The organism is Actinopolymorpha sp. B17G11, from assembly GCF_040196095.1.
Lineage (GTDB): Bacteria > Actinomycetota > Actinomycetes > Propionibacteriales > Actinopolymorphaceae > Thermasporomyces.
The window spans coordinates 76026-92642 of the sequence record NZ_JBEFTW010000013.1; the positions used below are offsets into that span (position 1 = coordinate 76026).

Here is a 16617-nt window from a genome sequence, read left to right on the forward strand (position 1 = left end):
CGAACACATCCTGGTGATCGGGGTCAGGTCAGGGTCGACGTGGTCGATGTCCGGGTTGTCAACATGCGGTTGCGGGCCGGCATTCCAGGGTGTCAGCCGAGGTGGGCGGCGACGACGCCGAGGGCGAAGGCGGTGCCGACGAGGCCCAGCAGTGCGTACGCCGAACGCCGGAACCTCACCCGCACGGCGTTGCGTTCCTCCGGAAGGGCGAACACCCGCCGCGGCCACTGCCGCCACGACACGTCGACGAAGACGGCCAGGGCAGCGAGCAGGAGTACGCCTTTGGCCGCGTGGATCCCGAGCGCGAGGGGCCGCGCGGGATCGGCCGCGACGAGCAGGAGCGCACCGCCGGTGAGGGCGAGGGCGCCGATCAGTGCGAGCACCTTGGACCGGTTACCGCTCGCCATCGTGGTGAGGAACGCCTCGTGGGCCTCCTCATCCGTACCGAAGAATCGTGCGGCCTTGGGTTGCACCACGGCGAGGCTGTAGACCATCCCACCCACCCACGCGGTCGCCACCCCCACATGCGCGAGCAGGAGAACGATCCGCAGCATCAGGTGCGACTCCTGTCGCCGTGATCATGACGCACCCTACTCGTCGTCGGAAGCTGCGCCCGGCTTGGCGAGGTTGGTCCGGATCAGGTCCATGACCGAGGAGTCGGTGAGCGTGGTGACGTCACCCAGCTCACGGTTCTCGGCCACGTCGCGCAGCAGCCGCCGCATGATCTTGCCCGACCGCGTCTTGGGCAGCTCCTCGACCACCAGGATCTGCCGGGGCTTCGCGATCGGCCCGATCTCGCTGGCCACGTGGTCGCGCAGCACCTTCGCGATCTCCGGGCCGCCGTCGGCAGCCGCGCCGCGCAGGATCACGAACGCCACGACCGCCTGGCCGGTCGTCGGATCGGTGGCGCCGACCACTGCCGCCTCAGCCACCTTGGGATGCGACACCAACGCGGACTCGATCTCGGTCGTCGACAGCCGGTGGCCGGAGACGTTCATCACGTCGTCGACCCGGCCGAGCAGCCAGATGTCGCCGTCCGCGTCCTTCTTGGCACCGTCACCGGCGAAGTAACGGCCGGGGAAGCGGGACCAGTACGTGTCGACGTACCGCTCGTCGTCGCCCCACAGCGTCCGCAGCATCGACGGCCACGGCTCGGTGAGCACGAGATAACCACCCGAGCCGTTCGGCACCGGCGTGCCGGCGTCGTCGACGACGTCCGCGCTGATGCCCGGCAGCGGGGTCATCGCCGCACCCGGCTTGCCGCTCGTCACGCCCGGCAGCGGCGTGATCATGATCGCACCGGTCTCCGTCTGCCACCAGGTGTCGACGACGGGCGTACGGTCGCCGCCGATGTGGGTGCGGTACCAGATGTAGGCCTCGGGGTTGATCGGCTCGCCCACGCTGCCCAGCAGGCGCAGGCTGGACAGGTCGAACTTGGCCGGGATGTCCTCGCCCCACTTCATGAACGTACGAATGGCGGTGGGCGCGCAGTAGAGGATCGTCACGCCGTACTTCGCGACAAGCTCCCACCAGCGGCCCTTGTGCGGGGTGTCAGGCGTCCCTTCGTACATCACGCTCGTCACGCCGTTGGCCAGTGGACCGTAGACGATGTAGGAGTGGCCGGTGACCCAGCCGATGTCGGCGGCGGTCCAGTAGACATCGGTCTCGGGTTTGACGTCGAAGACCGCCCAGTGGGTCCATGCGACCTGGGTGAGGTAGCCGCCGGTCGTGTGCAGGATGCCCTTCGGCTTGCCGGTGGTGCCGCTCGTGTACATCACGTAGAGCGGGTGCTCGGCGTCGAACGCCTCCGGCGTGTGCTGGTCACTCTGGCGCTCCACGACGTCGTGCCACCACACGTCGCGGGGCTCGGTCCAGTCGACGTCCTGGCCGGTCCGGCGTACGACGAGAACGCTGCGGACGTCGGGGCACTCCGCCAGTGCCTGGTCCACCTGCGGCTTGAGCGCGCTCGGCGCGCCGCGGCGGTAGCCGCCGTCGGAGGTGATGACCACGCGGGCGTCGCAGTCCTGGATCCGGTCGCGCAACGCGGTCGCGGAGAAACCGCCGAACACGACCGTGTGCGGGGCGCCGATCCGGGCGCAGGCGAGCATCGCGACGACCGTCTCCGGGATCATCGGCATGTAGATCGCCACCCGGTCGCCGGCCTTGACGCCCAACTCCACCAGGGCGTTGGCGGCCTTGGAGACCTCGCTCTGCAGGTCGGCGTAGGTGATCGTGCGGGTGTCGCCCGGCTCGCCCTCCCAGTGGAAGGCCACCTTGGCGCCATTGCCCGCCTCGACATGGCGGTCGACGCAGTTGTACGCGGCGTTGATGCGGCCGCCGACGAACCACTTCGCGAACGGCGCGTTGGTCCAGTCGAGGGTGGTGTCCCATTCGCGTTCCCAGTGCAGGCGACGGGCCTGCCGCTCCCAGAAGGCGAGGCGGTCGGCCTGGGCCTCGTCGTAGGTGGCCGCACCGACGTTCGCCCGGGCGGCGAGCTCGGGCGGCGGCGGGAACCGGCGATCCTCATGCAGAAGGTTCGACAGTGCTTCGCTGCTCACGGGTCGCTTCCCCTCTCTTGCCTTCGCTCATCCGGTCCGGATCGGATTGCTCCGCTGACCCTAACCCTCCGGGTCCGTCCAGGTCAGCAGGCCTGACCCCTGCCGGCGTTGATCAACGGTGGTCGAAACGGACATCACCGGTCCGGCGCGTCCGATTCTGGCACCGATGATCAACGCCGACCGCAGGTGTGATCAGCCGCCCGCCGCCGCGAGGTGGACGCAGTTGCCCGCCGGGTCGATGACGACGAACTCCCGGCCCCACGGCTGCTCCGATATCGCGGTGATCACCGTGCCGTCGACCTCCCGGTCGGCCGGCACATGTCGAGACCATTCCGCGTGCAGGTCATCGACGTTGTCGACGCGGAGCCAGGTCATGGTGTTGTCGGGAACGACCTGATCCTGGACCGAGGCGATGAAGATCTCGATGTCGTCGCGCCGCACGATCGCGAAACCGTCACCGACGATGCCGCCATCGAATCCGAGCTTCTCGACCCAGAACTTCGTATCCGCTTCGACGTCGACCGCGGTGAGGACGGGTACCGCTTGGGTGAATCGAGCCATGTCAGCTCTCCTGTCTGCCTGCGGTCCGCATTCCAGGCAGCTCGGGCGGGTCGATCCGCTTCCAGGCCCGTACGTCCGCGGCGGGCTTGCGCGGCGGGCGTGCGCGGCAGCGGGCGACCACACCACCAGACATTCGAACGGAGGTGGGACTCTGCCCTGTCCGCGGACCCGGATGCGCCCTCCAGCGCCGACATCACACGGTAACCGAACACCGGGCGACATTCACCTGTGGCGTGCCGGATCCAGCCAGGTGCGCGGGACTCGGCGGCCATCGGCTGGCTCGTCGAAGGTAGCTCGGCCGCGATGACGAGATACCTCCGACGAGTCCGCCTGCAGGTCGTACCCCTCTCAGTGGGGAACGGCAGCTTCCGCACCGGAACCGGTCAGCGACCGGACCTCGAGCTCGGCGTACCGCGCCTCCGCGTCCGGATCCTTCGACAGCACCGTTCCGAGCCAGCCGAAGAAGAAGCCGAGCGGGATCGACAGCAGGCCCGGGTTCTCCAGCGGGAACCACGAGAAGTCGACGCCCAGTGGGAAGAGCGAGCCGTTGGAACCGTCCGGAAGCACCTTGCCCGACACGACCGGTGAGAAGAACACCAGCACGATGGCACTGGCGAGACCGCCGTACATGCTCCACACCGCGCCCTGGGTGTTGAACCGCTTCCAGAACAGGTTGTAGATGATCGCCGGGAGGTTCGCCGACGCCGCCACCGCGAACGCCAGCGCCACGAGGAACGCGACATTGAGCCGCTGCGCAGGAATCGCCAAGGCGATCGCCACCGCACCGATGACGAAGGCGGCGATCCGTGCAGTGCGTACCTCCTGTTTCTCGGTCGCCTGTCCACGCTTCATCACGTGTGCGTAGATGTCGTGCGCGAACGACGATGCCGAGGTCAACGTGAGCCCGGCGACCACGGCCAGGATGGTCGCGAAGGCCACCGCCGCGATCAGCGCCAGCAGCACCGCGCCGCCCGTCGACCCCGCGCCACCACCGGCCGCCTGGGCGAGCAGTGGTGCCGCGACGTTGCCGGCGGTCGCCGCGACCTGCGAGTCGGGTCCGGTGTCGAGGAGCGCCGCCGCGCCGAAGCCCAGCACGAGCGTCATCAGGTAGAACGACCCGATGATGCCGATGGCCCACTGCACCGAGGTACGCGCAACCCGCGACGTCGGCACCGTGTAGAAGCGGATCAGGATGTGGGGGAGTCCGGCGGTACCCAGGACGAGCGCCAGGCTGAGCGACAGGAAGTCGATCTTCGACGTCAGCGAGACGCCGTACTTCAGGCCGGGCTCGAGGAACGCCTGACCCTTCCCGCTGTTGCTGGCCGCGCTGCCGAGCAGCTCTGACAGGTTGAAGCCGAACTTCGCCAGCACGATCGCGGTCACGAGAATCGTGCCGCCCATGAGCAGGACCGCCTTGACGATCTGCACCCAGGTCGTGCCCTTCATGCCGCCGACCGTGACGTAGAAGATCATCAGCGCGCCGACGAGAACGATGGTGAGGTTCTTGGCGAGGTCTCCCGTCACGCCGAGCAGCAGCGCGACGAGCGAACCCGCACCGACCATCTGGGCAAGCAGATAGAAGATCGAGACGCCGAGTGTGGAGACCGCGGCCGCCGTGCGGACCGGGCGTTGCCGCATGCGGTAGGCCAGCTGGTCGGCGAGCGTGAACCGGCCGGAGTTCCGCAGCAGCTCCGCGACGAGCAACAGAGCGACCAGCCAGGCGACCAGGAACCCAATGGAGTAAAGGAACCCGTCGTATCCGCTCAGCGCGATCGCACCGGAGATACCGAGGAACGACGCCGCCGACATGTAGTCACCGGAGATCGCCATGCCGTTCTGGAATCCGGAGAACGAACGACCGGCGGCGTAGTAGTCGGCCGCGGTCTTGTTCTGCCGGCTCGCCATCAGCGTGACATACAACGTGATGGCGACAACCAGCAGGAAGAGCACGATCGTGAGGGTCCGGTGGTCCGAGGCGCCCGGCGCGGTGGCGAGGGGCGTCGTGGCAAGAGCCGCCGTGGCGAAGAGTGCGCTCATCCGTCAACCGCCTTCCGGAACTTCGCGACGAGCTCGTCGGCCTTGGGGTCGAGCTGCCGGCGTGCGTGCCGGCTGTAGAGCCAGGCGATGACGAACGTCGACGCGAACTGCAGCAGACCGAACACCAGCGCGACATTGATGTTGCCGACCACCTTGGTGTTCATGAAACCGGTCGCCCAGCTGGCACAGATGACATAGAGCAGGTACCAAGCCAGGAAGGCGATCGTCCATGGAAACGCGAAGCCTCGATAGCGTCGCCTGAGTTCGGCGAAGTCGTCGCTTCGTGCGATCTCGGCGTAAGCCTCGTGCTGCCTGACCGCCGTTGGTTCAGACACGTTACCCACCTCCTGCGGATGTGATGTGCCCGTCACACGATCGCGGCCGAGGGTAGGCGGCCCGCCGGGTCCACGGGAAGCAGCCGCTCCGCCCGGCGCGGTGAATGGCGTCGGTGATGCGACGTGCGGACGCCGTACGACGATGAGCGGTCGACCAGCCCGGGCAGTCCTCGGCCGGTCGCGGTCCTGGCGGGCCGGCGAATGACCACGCTGAGCATGTCTGCGGTATCTGGAGTAGGTGGCGACGCCTTGCCAGGTTCCACAGGCATGGGCAGCGTGGTCATTCGCGGCAGCTGGGCGGCTGCGAACCTACGCCGGGGCGGCTGCGGGACTACGCCGGGCGCCCTCGAACTCGACCTCGGCCGTGACCGCTGCCGCGGTCGAGGTCGAGCTGCTCTGGCGCGTGCAGGCGCACCATCGTCCGGGCGACGTCGGGCGGTGTGTGCCGCGAGAGCAGGGACGCGACGATCATGACACCGAACGCGAGGGGGACCGTCCACGCGGCCGGTTGGGCGAGGAGGACGGCGGTCCAACCGTCATGGTCCGCGACGAGGGTGGCCACCACCGCTGCCCCGGCAAGCGTCCCGCCGGTGACCAGTCCCGCGATCGCGCCGATGTGCGTCAGCCGGCGCCACCAGATGCCCAACACCAGCAGGGGACAGAACGTCGACGCCGCCACCGCGAAGGCCAGCCCTACCGCGCTGGCGACGCTCAGTCGTTCCGCCGCCAGGGCCAGCGCCACCGGCGTCGCGACGGCGGCGACGGCGGATGCCCGAAACCCGGTGATCCCGCCGAGCCGGCGCCGGACCAGGTCCTGGGAGAGGACGCCGGTGACCGAGACCGCGAGCCCTGACGACGTGGACAGGAACGCCGCGAACGCGCCCGCCGTCACCAGCATCCCGAGAAGCTGACCACCTGTCCCCGGAACCAGGCGTTGCGGGAGTTCCAGTACCACGGCGTCCGTCCGTCCGGTGAGGAGCAGGTCGGGTGCATAGATCCGACCGAGCGCGCCGTAGATCGCCGGGAAGAGATAGAACCCACCCAGCAGGCAGAGTACGACGAGCGCCGTCCGCCGGGCCGTGCGTCCGTCCGGGTTGGTGTAGAAGCGGACCAGCACGTGCGGAAGTCCCATCGTCCCCAGGAAGGTCGCGAGGATGAGGGAGTACGTCGCGTAGAGCGGATGCTCCTGGCCACCACGCAACGGCTGGATCCACGACGCGTTGTCGGTGGAGCGGAGCCGCTCGGCGGTGGGAATCGTCGTACCGGAAGGGAATCGGAGCGCCGTGCCGGCCGCCACGTCGTGGTCGCCCCGGGCGAGTCGGACCCGGGCACCGTCCCGTCGCGTGCCGTCGAGCACCCCGTCGACCCGGACGACGGCCGGCGCTTCGACGACGATCGTGACATCGGTCTCGACGCGGACGGTCGTGGATTCTGAGAACGTCGGCACCTGCTGGTCGGTGACCTCGGGCGCCCCGTCGGTGCGCCAGGCGAGGATGAGGAACGCCACCGGTACGGCGATCGCGGTCACCTTGAGCCAGTACTGAAACGCCTGGACGAAGGTGATGCTCCGCATCCCGCCGGACAGCACGTTGACGAGGACGACGCCGCCCACCACGAGTCCGCCCGCCCACGCGGGTGCCCCGGTGACGATCTGGAGGGTGAGCCCGGCGCCGCGGAACTGCGGCATGAGGTAGAGCCAGCCGATCAGGACCACCAGCACACTCGCCACCCGCCGCGCGGCGCCGGACTCCAGGCGCGCCTCGGCGAAGTCGGGCAGGGTGTACGCGCCCGAGCGGCGCAGCGGACCCGCCACCAGGACGAGCAGGACGAGATAGCCGGCGGTCCAGCCGACGGGGTACCACAGCATGTCGGCGCCGTACGCCATGATCAGGCCGGCGGCGCCGAGGAACGACGCGGCGGAGAGGTACTCCCCGCTGATGGCCGAGGCGTTCCAGGTGGGCGAGACCGTGCGCGAGGCGACGTAGAAGTCCGACGTGGTCCGGGAAAGCCGCAGTCCGTACGCTCCGATCGCGAGGGTGAGCACTGTCACGGTGACGACGGCGAACGCGCCGGCGGCCGGGCTCATCGATGGCTCCTGACGGTTCGCTCGCGGGGGACGGGCGACGCGCTACCTCGGACCCTACGCGCGGGCGCCATCGTCAGGACCGCTCCACCAGCTCGGCGAACTCGCGTTCGTTGCGTTCGGCGTGCCGGACGTAGAACCACGCGGCCGCGATGAGGGCGGGGTGCACCACGACGCCCAGCAGGAGCCACGGCAGCGGCAGCCCGAACGCGTCAACCGCGCCGAGACCGGGCGCGACAGCGAAGAGCAGCGGCAGGCCGAGCAGGAGCGCTCCCACCACGGCGAGAACGAGCAGCCCGAGCCGGAGCTGTACCCGGATCAGCGAGCTCATGTAGACCTGCCCGAGCGAGGTCTGGGCGTCGATCTCCTGGGCGGCGTACTGCCGTTGACGCAGGGACGCCCGCATCCGCGGGCTGGTCACGACGACGCGTCTCGCCTGGTCGCCGCGTCTCGTCCGGTCGGGCCGTGGCTGGGTCATCGCCCGTCACCCCGGCCCGGCCGCGCGCGCCGGACCAGCAGCTCGCGAAGCTGTGCGGTGTGCCGCCTGCTCACCTGGAGCTCGGCGTCGCCCACCTGCACCACACAGCGTCCCGCGTCGAACCGCACCTCCGAGACGTACGGAAGGGCGACGAGCAGGCGTCGGTGGATGCGGACGAAGCCGGCCTCCTGCCATTGGTCGGCCAGGGTGGCCAGCGAGGCCCGCACGAGGTGGCTGGCGTCGCCGGTGTGCAGGCGGGCGTAGTCGCCGTGGGCCTCGACGTACCGAACCTCACTGCGGGGGACGAAGCGCGTCACCCCGCCGAGCTCGACCGGAATGGTCTCCGCATCGGCGGGCTCTCGTCGTGCGGCCGTGCCGTTGGCCCGCTCGACCACCCGGCGAATGGCCTCGGTGAGGCGTTCCGGGCGTACCGGCTTGAGGAGATAGTCGACGACCTCCAGCTCGAACGCGTCGACCGCGTGTTCGTCGTACGCCGTCACGAAGACCACGGCGGGGGCGTGGGTGAAGCGCGCCAGGACGCGGGCGAGTTCGATCCCGGTCAGACCGGGCATCCGGATGTCGAGGAAGATCGCGTCGACGGGTTCGCGTTCGAGGGCGCGGAGCGCGTCGGCGCCGCTCTCGGCGGTCAGGATCTCGCCGATCCGCTCGTCGAGGCGGAGGAGGTAGGCGAGCTCCTCCCGAGCGGGGAGCTCGTCGTCGACGACCAGGACGCGCAGCATGACGGGACTCTACGGCGGTCCGCCCCGATCACGCCTCGATCACGGCCTCGATCACGGCCTCGATCACGGCCTCGATCACGGCCTCGGTCCCGCCTCCCCTCGGTCGCGCCCCGCCTCCCCCTCTCTGCCGCGGCTCTCCGTGGGCAGACCTCGGGCGGCAGCTGCTGGCTACGCCTTGCTACCAGGGAGGAACGCTTCGCCACAGGACCGCAACAGCCGGACCACAGCGTGGCCACAGCCAGCCCGGCTAGGAATGTCCACCAGAAACCGTCTCACCGGCCTTCGCGGGCCGGCCGGGGCCGGCCCGGACCCTGCCGGCCGCGGACTTGACTGGAGGCGGGCAGAGCGGAGGACGACATGGCTGGCGCGACGCAGGGGGGAAGGGCGGGTGAGCCGGAAGGTGGCAGAACGAGTGCGAGCATGGCGGGATGGGGCCGGGCGACCACCCGCGCCGGTACGCCGGCTCAGCCGCCCGATGGGCCATTCTCCAAGGTCGACAGACGGCCAGCGCGACGCCCGCTGACGGGCCGACCATCGAGCAGGCCCTCCGAGGAGTTGATCGACGTCCCGACCGATCCGGCCGTCGCCGACGTCCTCCGCGAGGTCATCCGGCAGGACGCCGTACGCACGGACCAGCCGGAGCGCGCCGAACTCGCCCGCGAGGCCCTCGCCGGCCGCGTCAAGGTGAGCGACGTCCCGTACTACGTGGCGTACGCCAAGATCCTGTCGACCGGTCTCGACGGCTACGTCGAGTGGCGGGACGACCTGTCCGAGGCCGAGCGGGCGAAGCACGCGCAGTCGGCGTTCGACTATGTCGCGTCCGTCCGTACCGAGGCCACCCTGATCCTCCCGCCGAAATTCCAGCATCGGCCTGACAAGCGAGCGGAGTCGGCCTGACGCCGGAAGCAGACAGGTCGGGGCGGGGAAGGCCAGCGCTCAGGTCGTGGCGCGGACGCCGGGATGGAACTTCGGCACCCGCATGCTGACCTTCGTCCCGGCACCTTCGGCCGTCTCGACGACAAGGCCGTACTCGTCGCCGAACACCGCGCGCAGCCGCTCGTCGACGTTGCCGAGGCCGATCGAGTCCGAGCCCGGGTCACCGGCGAGCGTCCGGCGTACACGGCCAGGGTCCATTCCCACGCCGTCGTCCTCCACCGCGATCAGGCACTCGTTGCCCATGTCGGAGGCGTCGATCGTGATCCGCCCGGTGTCGGGTTTGCCCTCCAGGCCATGGCGTACGGCGTTCTCGACCAACGGCTGCAGGCTCAGGAACGGAATCGCGACCGGCAACACCTCCGGCGCCACCCGGAGCGTCACCTGCAGCCGCTCGCCGAACCGGGCCTTCTCCAGCAACAGATACCGGTCGATCGAGCGCAGCTCCTCCGCCAGGGTCGTGAAGTCGCCGTGCCGCCTGAAGGAGTACCGGGTGAAGTCGGCGAACTCCAGCAGCAGGTCGCGGGCCCGCTCCGGGTCGGTGCGGACGAACGACGCGATCGCCGTCAGGGAGTTGTAGACGAAGTGCGGCGAGATCTGCGCCCGCAGGGCCCGCACCTCGGCCTCCATCGCCCGGGTCCTCGACCGGTCCAGCTCGGCGAGTTCGAGCTGTCCGGACACCCAGCGGGCCACCTCCGTGGCGGCCCGGACCAGCCCGGCGGAGGTCTCCCGGCTGTAGGCCTGCAGCGTTCCCACCACCCGATCGTCGACCGTGAGTGGCGTGACGACGACGTGGCGTACCGGACAGTCGGGCTCACCGCAGGCGACCTGCTCAGGGCCCAGGGCGTCGGTCCGACCCTGCCGCAGCGATCCCTTGGCGAGCGGGACCGCCTGCACGTCGTGGCGGTGGTTACCGGCGCCGTCCCAGGCCAGGAGGCGTTCGGCATCGGTGAGGGCCACTGCCGCGGTGCCGAGCAGAGCCCGCAGGTGCCGGGCGGCGCGTTCGGCGCTGCCGTCGTTCAGTCCGGCCCGCAGGGGAGGGGACGCCAGCGAGGCGTTGTGCAGCGTACGGAATGTCGCCTGGTCGGCAGGCGTGCCGAAGTGCCGGCGACGGCGCACGAGCCGGGCGAGTACGACCGCCGCCGCGACCACGACCAGCCCGACGGCGAGCGGGGGTAGGAGCTCCCTCACGCCGGACACCGTACGACGTCCGGTGACGTCAGCGTCCGAGTCCGCTACCGAGTGACCAACCGGTCGCCTGCCAACTGGAAGTCGTACGCCTCGGTGCACTTGGGGTCCTCGAGGGAGGTGAGCCGGACGCGGACCTGCGCCGCGATCGGCTTGACGCCCGGAGTTCCACCCGTGCGGGCGTTCACGACGGTGAGCTCGCACACGCCCGGTCGGCTACGTGCGTCGACGGGCCAGCCGCCGACCGCCCCGACGACCGCCCTGTCCGTGCCGAGCGGCGTCCAGGTGCCGTCATTCCAGCGGTACGGGCGGAGCCGCACCGTCGCGCCATCTTCGTACTGCCTGCCGTAGACCAGTTCGAGCCGGACCCGCAGGTCGTCGCCGGCCGTCGCCACGGCGAGCGTGGGTCGACGGGCGAGGGGGCCAGGTGCGCTCGCCGCGGGTGTCGGCGGCCTGGAGGGCGCGGTCGCCTCGCCAGGCCGTGCCGTGTCGGCCGGCCCTGTCGTGTCCGCGGGGTTCGGTCCAGCGACGGGCAGCGTTCGGACGAGGTGCGGCATGAACAGCACGCCGAACGTGGCCGCCGCTGCGGTGACGGTGGCAAGTCCGAGCATGAACGTACGCCTGGCCCGACGGTTCGTCCGTCCCGCCGACCGGCCCGCGTCGAGCCGGCGGTGCACCTTGCTCCACGCGTCCGGACTGACGTGGGCACGGGCGGCGTCGGCGTGCAGAGCTGACCTGAGCCGGCGTTCGAGATCGTCGGCGGCTCGCGGGTCGGGGGAGGTCCTCGGGTCGTTCATCGGTCCTTCGCCCTTCTGGTCGGGTCGAAGTCGAGCGGTGCCGACGGTGCGCTCTCGAGCTCCTTGGCGAGTAGCCGGAGGGCGCGGTGCGTCTGGCTCTTCACGGTGCCGACCGAGATGCCGAGGATCCTCGCGGTCTCCTCCTCGGACAGGTCGGCGTAGAACCGCAGGACGATGCACTCCCGCTTTCGTAGCGGCAGCTTGCGTACGACCTCGGCGAGGTCCAGCGCGGTGCTCCGGTCGTCATCCGGGGGAGGCACGGGCTCGGGCCGTGTGGGCGGGTGACGCCACTCGAGTACCCGCCGCCGGTGGCGTTGCCGGACCAGATTGACGAGGGTCGTACGCAGATAGGCCGGGGCCGCCTCCGGCGCCCTGAGCGTGGCAAGGCGGGGCCATGCACGGACGAACGCGTCCTGGGCGAGATCCTCGGCGACGTCCCTGTCACCGGTCATGACGTAGGCGAGCCGGGTCAGGTCGGCGTACCTCTCGGTGAACAGGCGTACGAGAGCGGCCCCGCCGCCAGCCGCCCCCGCGCGTTCCACCATGAAGGGCGGGTATCGCTGGGACTCGTCGGTCTCTTCGCCGTCGGCCTTCGGTGCCGCGCTCATCTGCCCGCCGCCCCCCGATCGTCACGAGGACGTGGCGGCGGACATGAGGAGGCGTCGGCTTCTCGGTCGGCGTTCATCTGTCCACCAGGCGCCCGCGCTCGATCCGGAACCGTGCGGTGGTGGCACAACCGGCGCTCGGCCCGTAGCTGAGGACGACCGCGGCACTTGGCTCCGGGGAGTCGGCGACCGACAGTTCACACACCCCGCCCGGGTCGGTCACGGTGTTCCAGAACCACGCGGCATCCTTGTCCGGAACCACTTGCCGGCGACCGACGGAGACCCACGTACCTTCCCGGCGGACGAAACCGGCGACCTCGACCGTGGCCGTCGGCATCGCGCTCTCGTCCGCCTTGCGAGCGATGAACGCGACCCTGAACTCCCCTGCTGTCGCGGCCGCGATCTCCTTCTCCGCGACGTCCGGAGCGGCGGCGCGGGCGCTGGTGGGCGTCGTCGCCATCGACAGTGCCGGGACGAGGAGGGCGGCCGCCGCGAACCATCCGATCGCCCGGTGGGTTCCTTCGTGCGTAGGCCATGGGATCCGTACACCTGACGCTCCCACGTAGGTCACCTCCCTCGACTCTCCTGGGCGCGGGACTTTCTGGCGCGGCTTGACGGGTGTCAGCCTGAACGATGCCTGCCTCGGGCGAAAGGTTGCCGCGGCCAGGTCACCGTTCTCCGTCGACCACGCGGAACCGTCGAGGGCCTGGTGCCGCCGGCTGAGTCGGTCGGAGCCGGCCGGCGTCGGTTGGAGCCGGCCGGCGTCGGTTGGAGCCGGCCGGCGTCGGTTGGAGCCGGCCGGCGTCGGTTGACGCCAGCCGGGGTCAGTCGAAGTCGGTCGGGCGAGCGGGGTCGCGGTGGTGGGCCAACAGCGTCGCGAGCTGCTCAACTGTCGAACGGGCGGTGGAGAGTTCGGGCAGGTCGTCGAGCCGGAAGAACCCCACGTCCGTGGTCTCGCCGTCGAGGCCGGCCCTCGGTGCCGCGTCGTCGACGCGTTCGACCATGAAGAACAGCTTGTAGATGTGCCACGGGCTCCGCGCGTGGCCGTTACGACGCGAGCCGTCGTGGACAGCGGCCAGCTTCGCCGCGCGGACCGCCAGCCCGGCCTCCTCGCCGAACTCCCGCTCCACCGCCTCGGCCGGGGTGTCCATCGCGTCGGCCCAGCCGCCCGGCAGCGTCCACCGGCCGTCACGCGCCTCCTGGACCAGCAGGATCCTGCCGTCCTCGACGAGGGCGCCGCGCACGTCGACTTTCGGCGTGGCGTGCCCGGCCTCGGCGGCGAGCGCGGCGCGGAAGCCCGCCGGGTTGGAGCCGGACAGCATTCCCATGATCTCGGCCGTGATGGAGTGGATACGTTCGTAGCGGGCCGTCTCGTAGCGATCGGGCTGGTAGTTCAAGCCGTTGCGCGCGAGGGCGGCAAGTTCGATGGCGAGTGCGTGGAGGCGTGGTCCGTTGGCATCGCTCTCGGCCGGTTTGTCGTCGCCTCCGTTGGCGGCGGCGGTCGCGCTACCCGCGCCGCGCGTGCTGCCGGTGCCGCGCGTGCTGCCGGTGCCGCGCGTGCTGCCGGCGCCGTCGCCCGCGCCGCCGGCTTCGGGCCCAGTGCTGAGCTCAGGGTCCGGCGTCATGGCGCAAGTCTCTCAGGGCGGACTGGCGCCGTACCGATCCGGCTACCGCCTCGTCCGGGTTCGGTAGCAGGTGGTGATGTACGGCATCACGAGCCCGTCCGGCTGCCGTGCCGTCACGTCGTACAGCTCGCCGACCTGGTGCAGGACCTCCTGCCGCTCACCCGGCGGAAGGGTCGCGACGTAGGAACGGGAGGCGACGAGGTGGAGCAGCCCGTCGCGGTCGAGCTTCTGCCAGAGCCGGAATCCGGCATACTCCGGCGGGGAGAACAGCCGGCTCCACTCGAGCTTCTCGATCAGTTCCTCCGCCTGGCGGGCCTCGATCCGCTCGGCGGCAGCGAGCAGGCTGGACAGCTGGCGTACCCAGGGGACCGACTCGTCGCGGTAGTTCCAGAGCAGGCCGAGCGTGCCGCCCGGTTTGAGGACGCGGGCGATCTCCGCGAGAGCCACATCGGTGTCGAACCAGTGGAAGGCCTGCGCGACCACCACCGCGTCGGCGCACGACTCGGCGAGCGGGATCTTCTCGGCGACCGCCTGCACAGGGGTCGCGGTCGGCACCTGGCGTACGAGTCGGGCGAGCATGGGGCCCGCCGGCTCGACCGCGATGACCCGGTGGCCGTGGTCGACGAGGGCGGTGGTGAGCTTGCCGGTCCCGGCCGCGAGTTCGACGACCGTTGCGGGCTCGCTACCGGACACGGTGGCATCGGTGTGGCTCAGGCCTACCTGGCCGTCGCCATGGTCGGTGTCGGCGTAGCCAGCGGGATAGTTGGTACGGTCCTGGTCGGCCATCACGTCTGCCGTGGCATAGGAGTCGAACGCGCTCGGCGGGTCGTCGGCCTGGTCCGGCTGGAGATAGTCGGCCAGGAGCCAGTACGCCGCCTCGGGCGGATAACCCGGCCGGCTCCGCTCGTAGACGTCGGCGACGGATCCGAAAGACCGGCTCCGCGACCACCGTACCGACTCTTCCATGGTGCCGCGATGCTACGCGAAGCAGACCGGTCCGCGCGGTTTCGGGTGATCAGGACGGTCCGTCTGGCCGGCGGTCCGGCAGGGATCGGCCAGCTTCCGTCGACCGCGCCGAGGGGCGGGCGGGTACCGGCGGTACGGGTGCCATGCGACGGCGGGGCGAGGCGGTGGCGGTCGCAGGGGAAGCGGCAAGGGTTGTCGTCGTACGGCCGACAAGGGCGCGGCGACGGATGATCGCCGGCCGGCCACCGCGATGAGGTGAGGGAGATGTGGTCAGGCGGGAGATGTGGTCAGGCGGGAGATGTGGTCAGGCGGGAGATGTGGTCGGGCGGGAGATGTGGGGAGGAACCGAAAGCCGGTGGTCCTCATGCCGACGGCGCTCCCTCTCGGAGAGCGCCGCCGCGAGCGCGTCACGTCGGGTTACCAGGCGTGCAGCTCCTCTGATGTCGTTCCAGGCAAGCCTGGAATCGACCGCCCTTAAGGATGGGCTTGATCGCCGCGTGGGTGCCCGTGTGCCGCGCACGTCTCGTGTCGATCAGAAGGTGTGTGCCAATTACTTCTGATCCCACGGGACATACTTCATTTCTACGACCTTCGCCATCGAGAGTGAAGACCTTCGGACAAGATCTTTTAGTTTTTCTCCGCTACTCGATTGATGACGCGGATCTCTCGTACGCGGTGGCCTGCGGCACATCGGTTGAGAGCCTCAACGTTGGTCCCGCGACGCACCACGTCGGATGACCCACAACAGTGCCATCGCGATGCCGGCACCCAGCGCGGCGGCGGTCAGGACAGGGCGATTGATCCCAAGCCTGGAACGCTTCGTCACCACGACCGGTCGACTGAACCGCAACACCGGCCAGCCTCGTTGAGCCGCCGTCCGTCGCAGTGCCCGGTCGGGATTGACGACGTAGGGATGGCCGACAGCCTCGAGGAGCGGCAAGTCGGTGATCGAGTCGGAGTACGCATAGCAGCGGGACAGGTCGTAGTTCCGCGAAAGCGACAATTCCCTTACCGCCGAGACCTTGTTGTCGCCGTAGGAATAGAAGGTGATCTCTCCGGTGTATCGGCCTTCCGCGACGGCCATGCGCGTCGCGATCACCAGATCCGCGCCGAGCATTCTGCCGATGGGCTCGACGACTTCCTGGCCGGAGGTGGAGACGATGACGATATCGCGCCCTGCCGAACGATGTTCGTTGATGAGGGTCACAGCTTCGGCATAGACCAGGGGCACGACGACATTGTGCAAAGCCTCTGCGACGATGTCCTTGACGATACTGACGTCCCAGTTCGTGACCAGACGCGAGAGATGTGAACGTAGCTTCTCCATCTGGTCGTGGTTGGCCCCGCCCAACAGGTAGACGAACTGCGCGTAGGCCGAACGCACGACGGCGCGCCGGTTGATCAGGCCGCCCTTGTAGAAGGAACGGCTGAAGGCGAGCGTGCTCGACCTGGCCAGGATCGTCTTGTCCAGATCGAAGAACACGGCGGTCAGGTGGTCGGGGGAGCCCTCGATGGCGCGGGGGTCGGCGTTGGTCATCGCTCCAGAGCCTAAGCGTCAAGAGAAATCTGTGCGCGGGATTGGTGGACATTCCGGGCCAACCCGTGCGTATTCGGTGGCTGTCGCCAGCAAAGTTCGGGTCTCAATACCCTACGGGGATTGGCGAGCTGCTTCTTTCTGGGTCACACTGGGATCGAGCCGTGCGAGTTTTGC

Annotated in this window: 16 protein-coding genes; 1 reads left to right on the plus strand and 15 read right to left on the minus strand. The window is 69.7% G+C overall.

The features are described 5' to 3' along the window. Positions 1–92: 92 nt before the first annotated feature. The 8 genes from ABN028_RS15710 to ABN028_RS15745 form a co-directional block, all read right to left on the minus strand. Complete coding sequence (locus ABN028_RS15710) at positions 93–554, minus strand: hypothetical protein (RefSeq protein ID WP_349325707.1); 462 nt, start codon at positions 552–554, stop codon at positions 93–95. Between the two features lie 36 nt (positions 555–590). Next, entirely contained in the window at positions 591–2558 is a 1968-nt protein-coding gene (gene acs / locus ABN028_RS15715) for an acetate--CoA ligase (protein ID WP_349697076.1), read from the minus strand. 192 nt (positions 2559–2750) lie between these two features. Then, positions 2751–3119 (minus strand): bleomycin resistance protein, encoded by a 369-nt coding sequence (locus tag ABN028_RS15720; protein WP_349325705.1) that lies wholly within the window; start codon positions 3117–3119, stop codon positions 2751–2753. A gap of 348 nt (positions 3120–3467) precedes the next feature. After that, positions 3468–5156 carry a monocarboxylic acid transporter gene (locus tag ABN028_RS15725; protein ID WP_349325704.1) on the minus strand — a complete coding sequence of 563 codons (1689 nt, stop codon included), beginning with the start codon at positions 5154–5156 and terminating at the stop codon, positions 3468–3470. Then, positions 5153–5491, minus strand: coding sequence for a DUF485 domain-containing protein (locus ABN028_RS15730; protein ID WP_349325703.1), 339 nt, complete (start codon positions 5489–5491; stop codon positions 5153–5155). Before ABN028_RS15730 ends, ABN028_RS15725 begins: the two co-directional genes overlap by 4 nt. 331 nt (positions 5492–5822) lie before the next feature. Beyond that, entirely contained in the window at positions 5823–7577 is a 1755-nt protein-coding gene (locus ABN028_RS15735) for a sodium/solute symporter (protein WP_349697077.1), read from the minus strand. A gap of 73 nt (positions 7578–7650) precedes the next feature. Next, entirely contained in the window at positions 7651–8052 is a 402-nt protein-coding gene (locus ABN028_RS15740) for a hypothetical protein (protein ID WP_349325701.1), read from the minus strand. Beyond that, on the minus strand, positions 8049–8792 hold the full coding sequence (locus ABN028_RS15745) for a LytR/AlgR family response regulator transcription factor (RefSeq protein ID WP_349325700.1): 744 nt from the start codon (positions 8790–8792) through the stop codon (positions 8049–8051). Before ABN028_RS15745 ends, ABN028_RS15740 begins: the two co-directional genes overlap by 4 nt. Before the next feature lie 555 nt (positions 8793–9347). Between ABN028_RS15745 and ABN028_RS15750 the strand changes: the two genes are divergently transcribed. After that, a complete protein-coding gene (locus ABN028_RS15750; RefSeq protein WP_349325699.1) occupies positions 9348–9689 on the plus strand; it encodes a hypothetical protein in 342 nt (113 codons plus the stop codon). 39 nt (positions 9690–9728) lie between these two features. Here ABN028_RS15750 and ABN028_RS15755 read toward each other — a convergent pair whose 3' ends face one another. The 7 genes from ABN028_RS15755 to ABN028_RS15785 form a co-directional block, all read right to left on the minus strand. Next, positions 9729–10916, minus strand: a complete 1188-nt coding sequence (locus tag ABN028_RS15755) for a histidine kinase (protein WP_349325698.1) — start codon at positions 10914–10916, stop codon at positions 9729–9731. A gap of 44 nt (positions 10917–10960) precedes the next feature. Beyond that, positions 10961–11710 carry a hypothetical protein gene (locus ABN028_RS15760; RefSeq protein WP_349697078.1) on the minus strand — a complete coding sequence of 250 codons (750 nt, stop codon included), beginning with the start codon at positions 11708–11710 and terminating at the stop codon, positions 10961–10963. Beyond that, entirely contained in the window at positions 11707–12318 is a 612-nt protein-coding gene (locus tag ABN028_RS15765) for a SigE family RNA polymerase sigma factor (RefSeq protein ID WP_349697079.1), read from the minus strand. The genes ABN028_RS15760 and ABN028_RS15765 overlap by 4 nt, the downstream gene beginning before the upstream one ends. A gap of 73 nt (positions 12319–12391) precedes the next feature. After that, entirely contained in the window at positions 12392–12877 is a 486-nt protein-coding gene (locus ABN028_RS15770; RefSeq protein WP_349325695.1) for a hypothetical protein, read from the minus strand. Positions 12878–13139: 262 nt separating this feature from the next. Further along, positions 13140–13940: an NUDIX hydrolase N-terminal domain-containing protein gene (locus ABN028_RS15775; RefSeq protein WP_349697080.1), complete on the minus strand. Its 801-nt coding sequence runs from the start codon at positions 13938–13940 to the stop codon at positions 13140–13142. 42 nt (positions 13941–13982) lie between these two features. Next, positions 13983–14906 carry a class I SAM-dependent methyltransferase gene (locus ABN028_RS15780; protein WP_349697081.1) on the minus strand — a complete coding sequence of 308 codons (924 nt, stop codon included), beginning with the start codon at positions 14904–14906 and terminating at the stop codon, positions 13983–13985. Positions 14907–15609: 703 nt separating this feature from the next. Next, positions 15610–16443 (minus strand): HAD family hydrolase, encoded by an 834-nt coding sequence (locus ABN028_RS15785; protein ID WP_349697082.1) that lies wholly within the window; start codon positions 16441–16443, stop codon positions 15610–15612. Between the last annotated feature and the right edge of the window lie 174 nt (positions 16444–16617).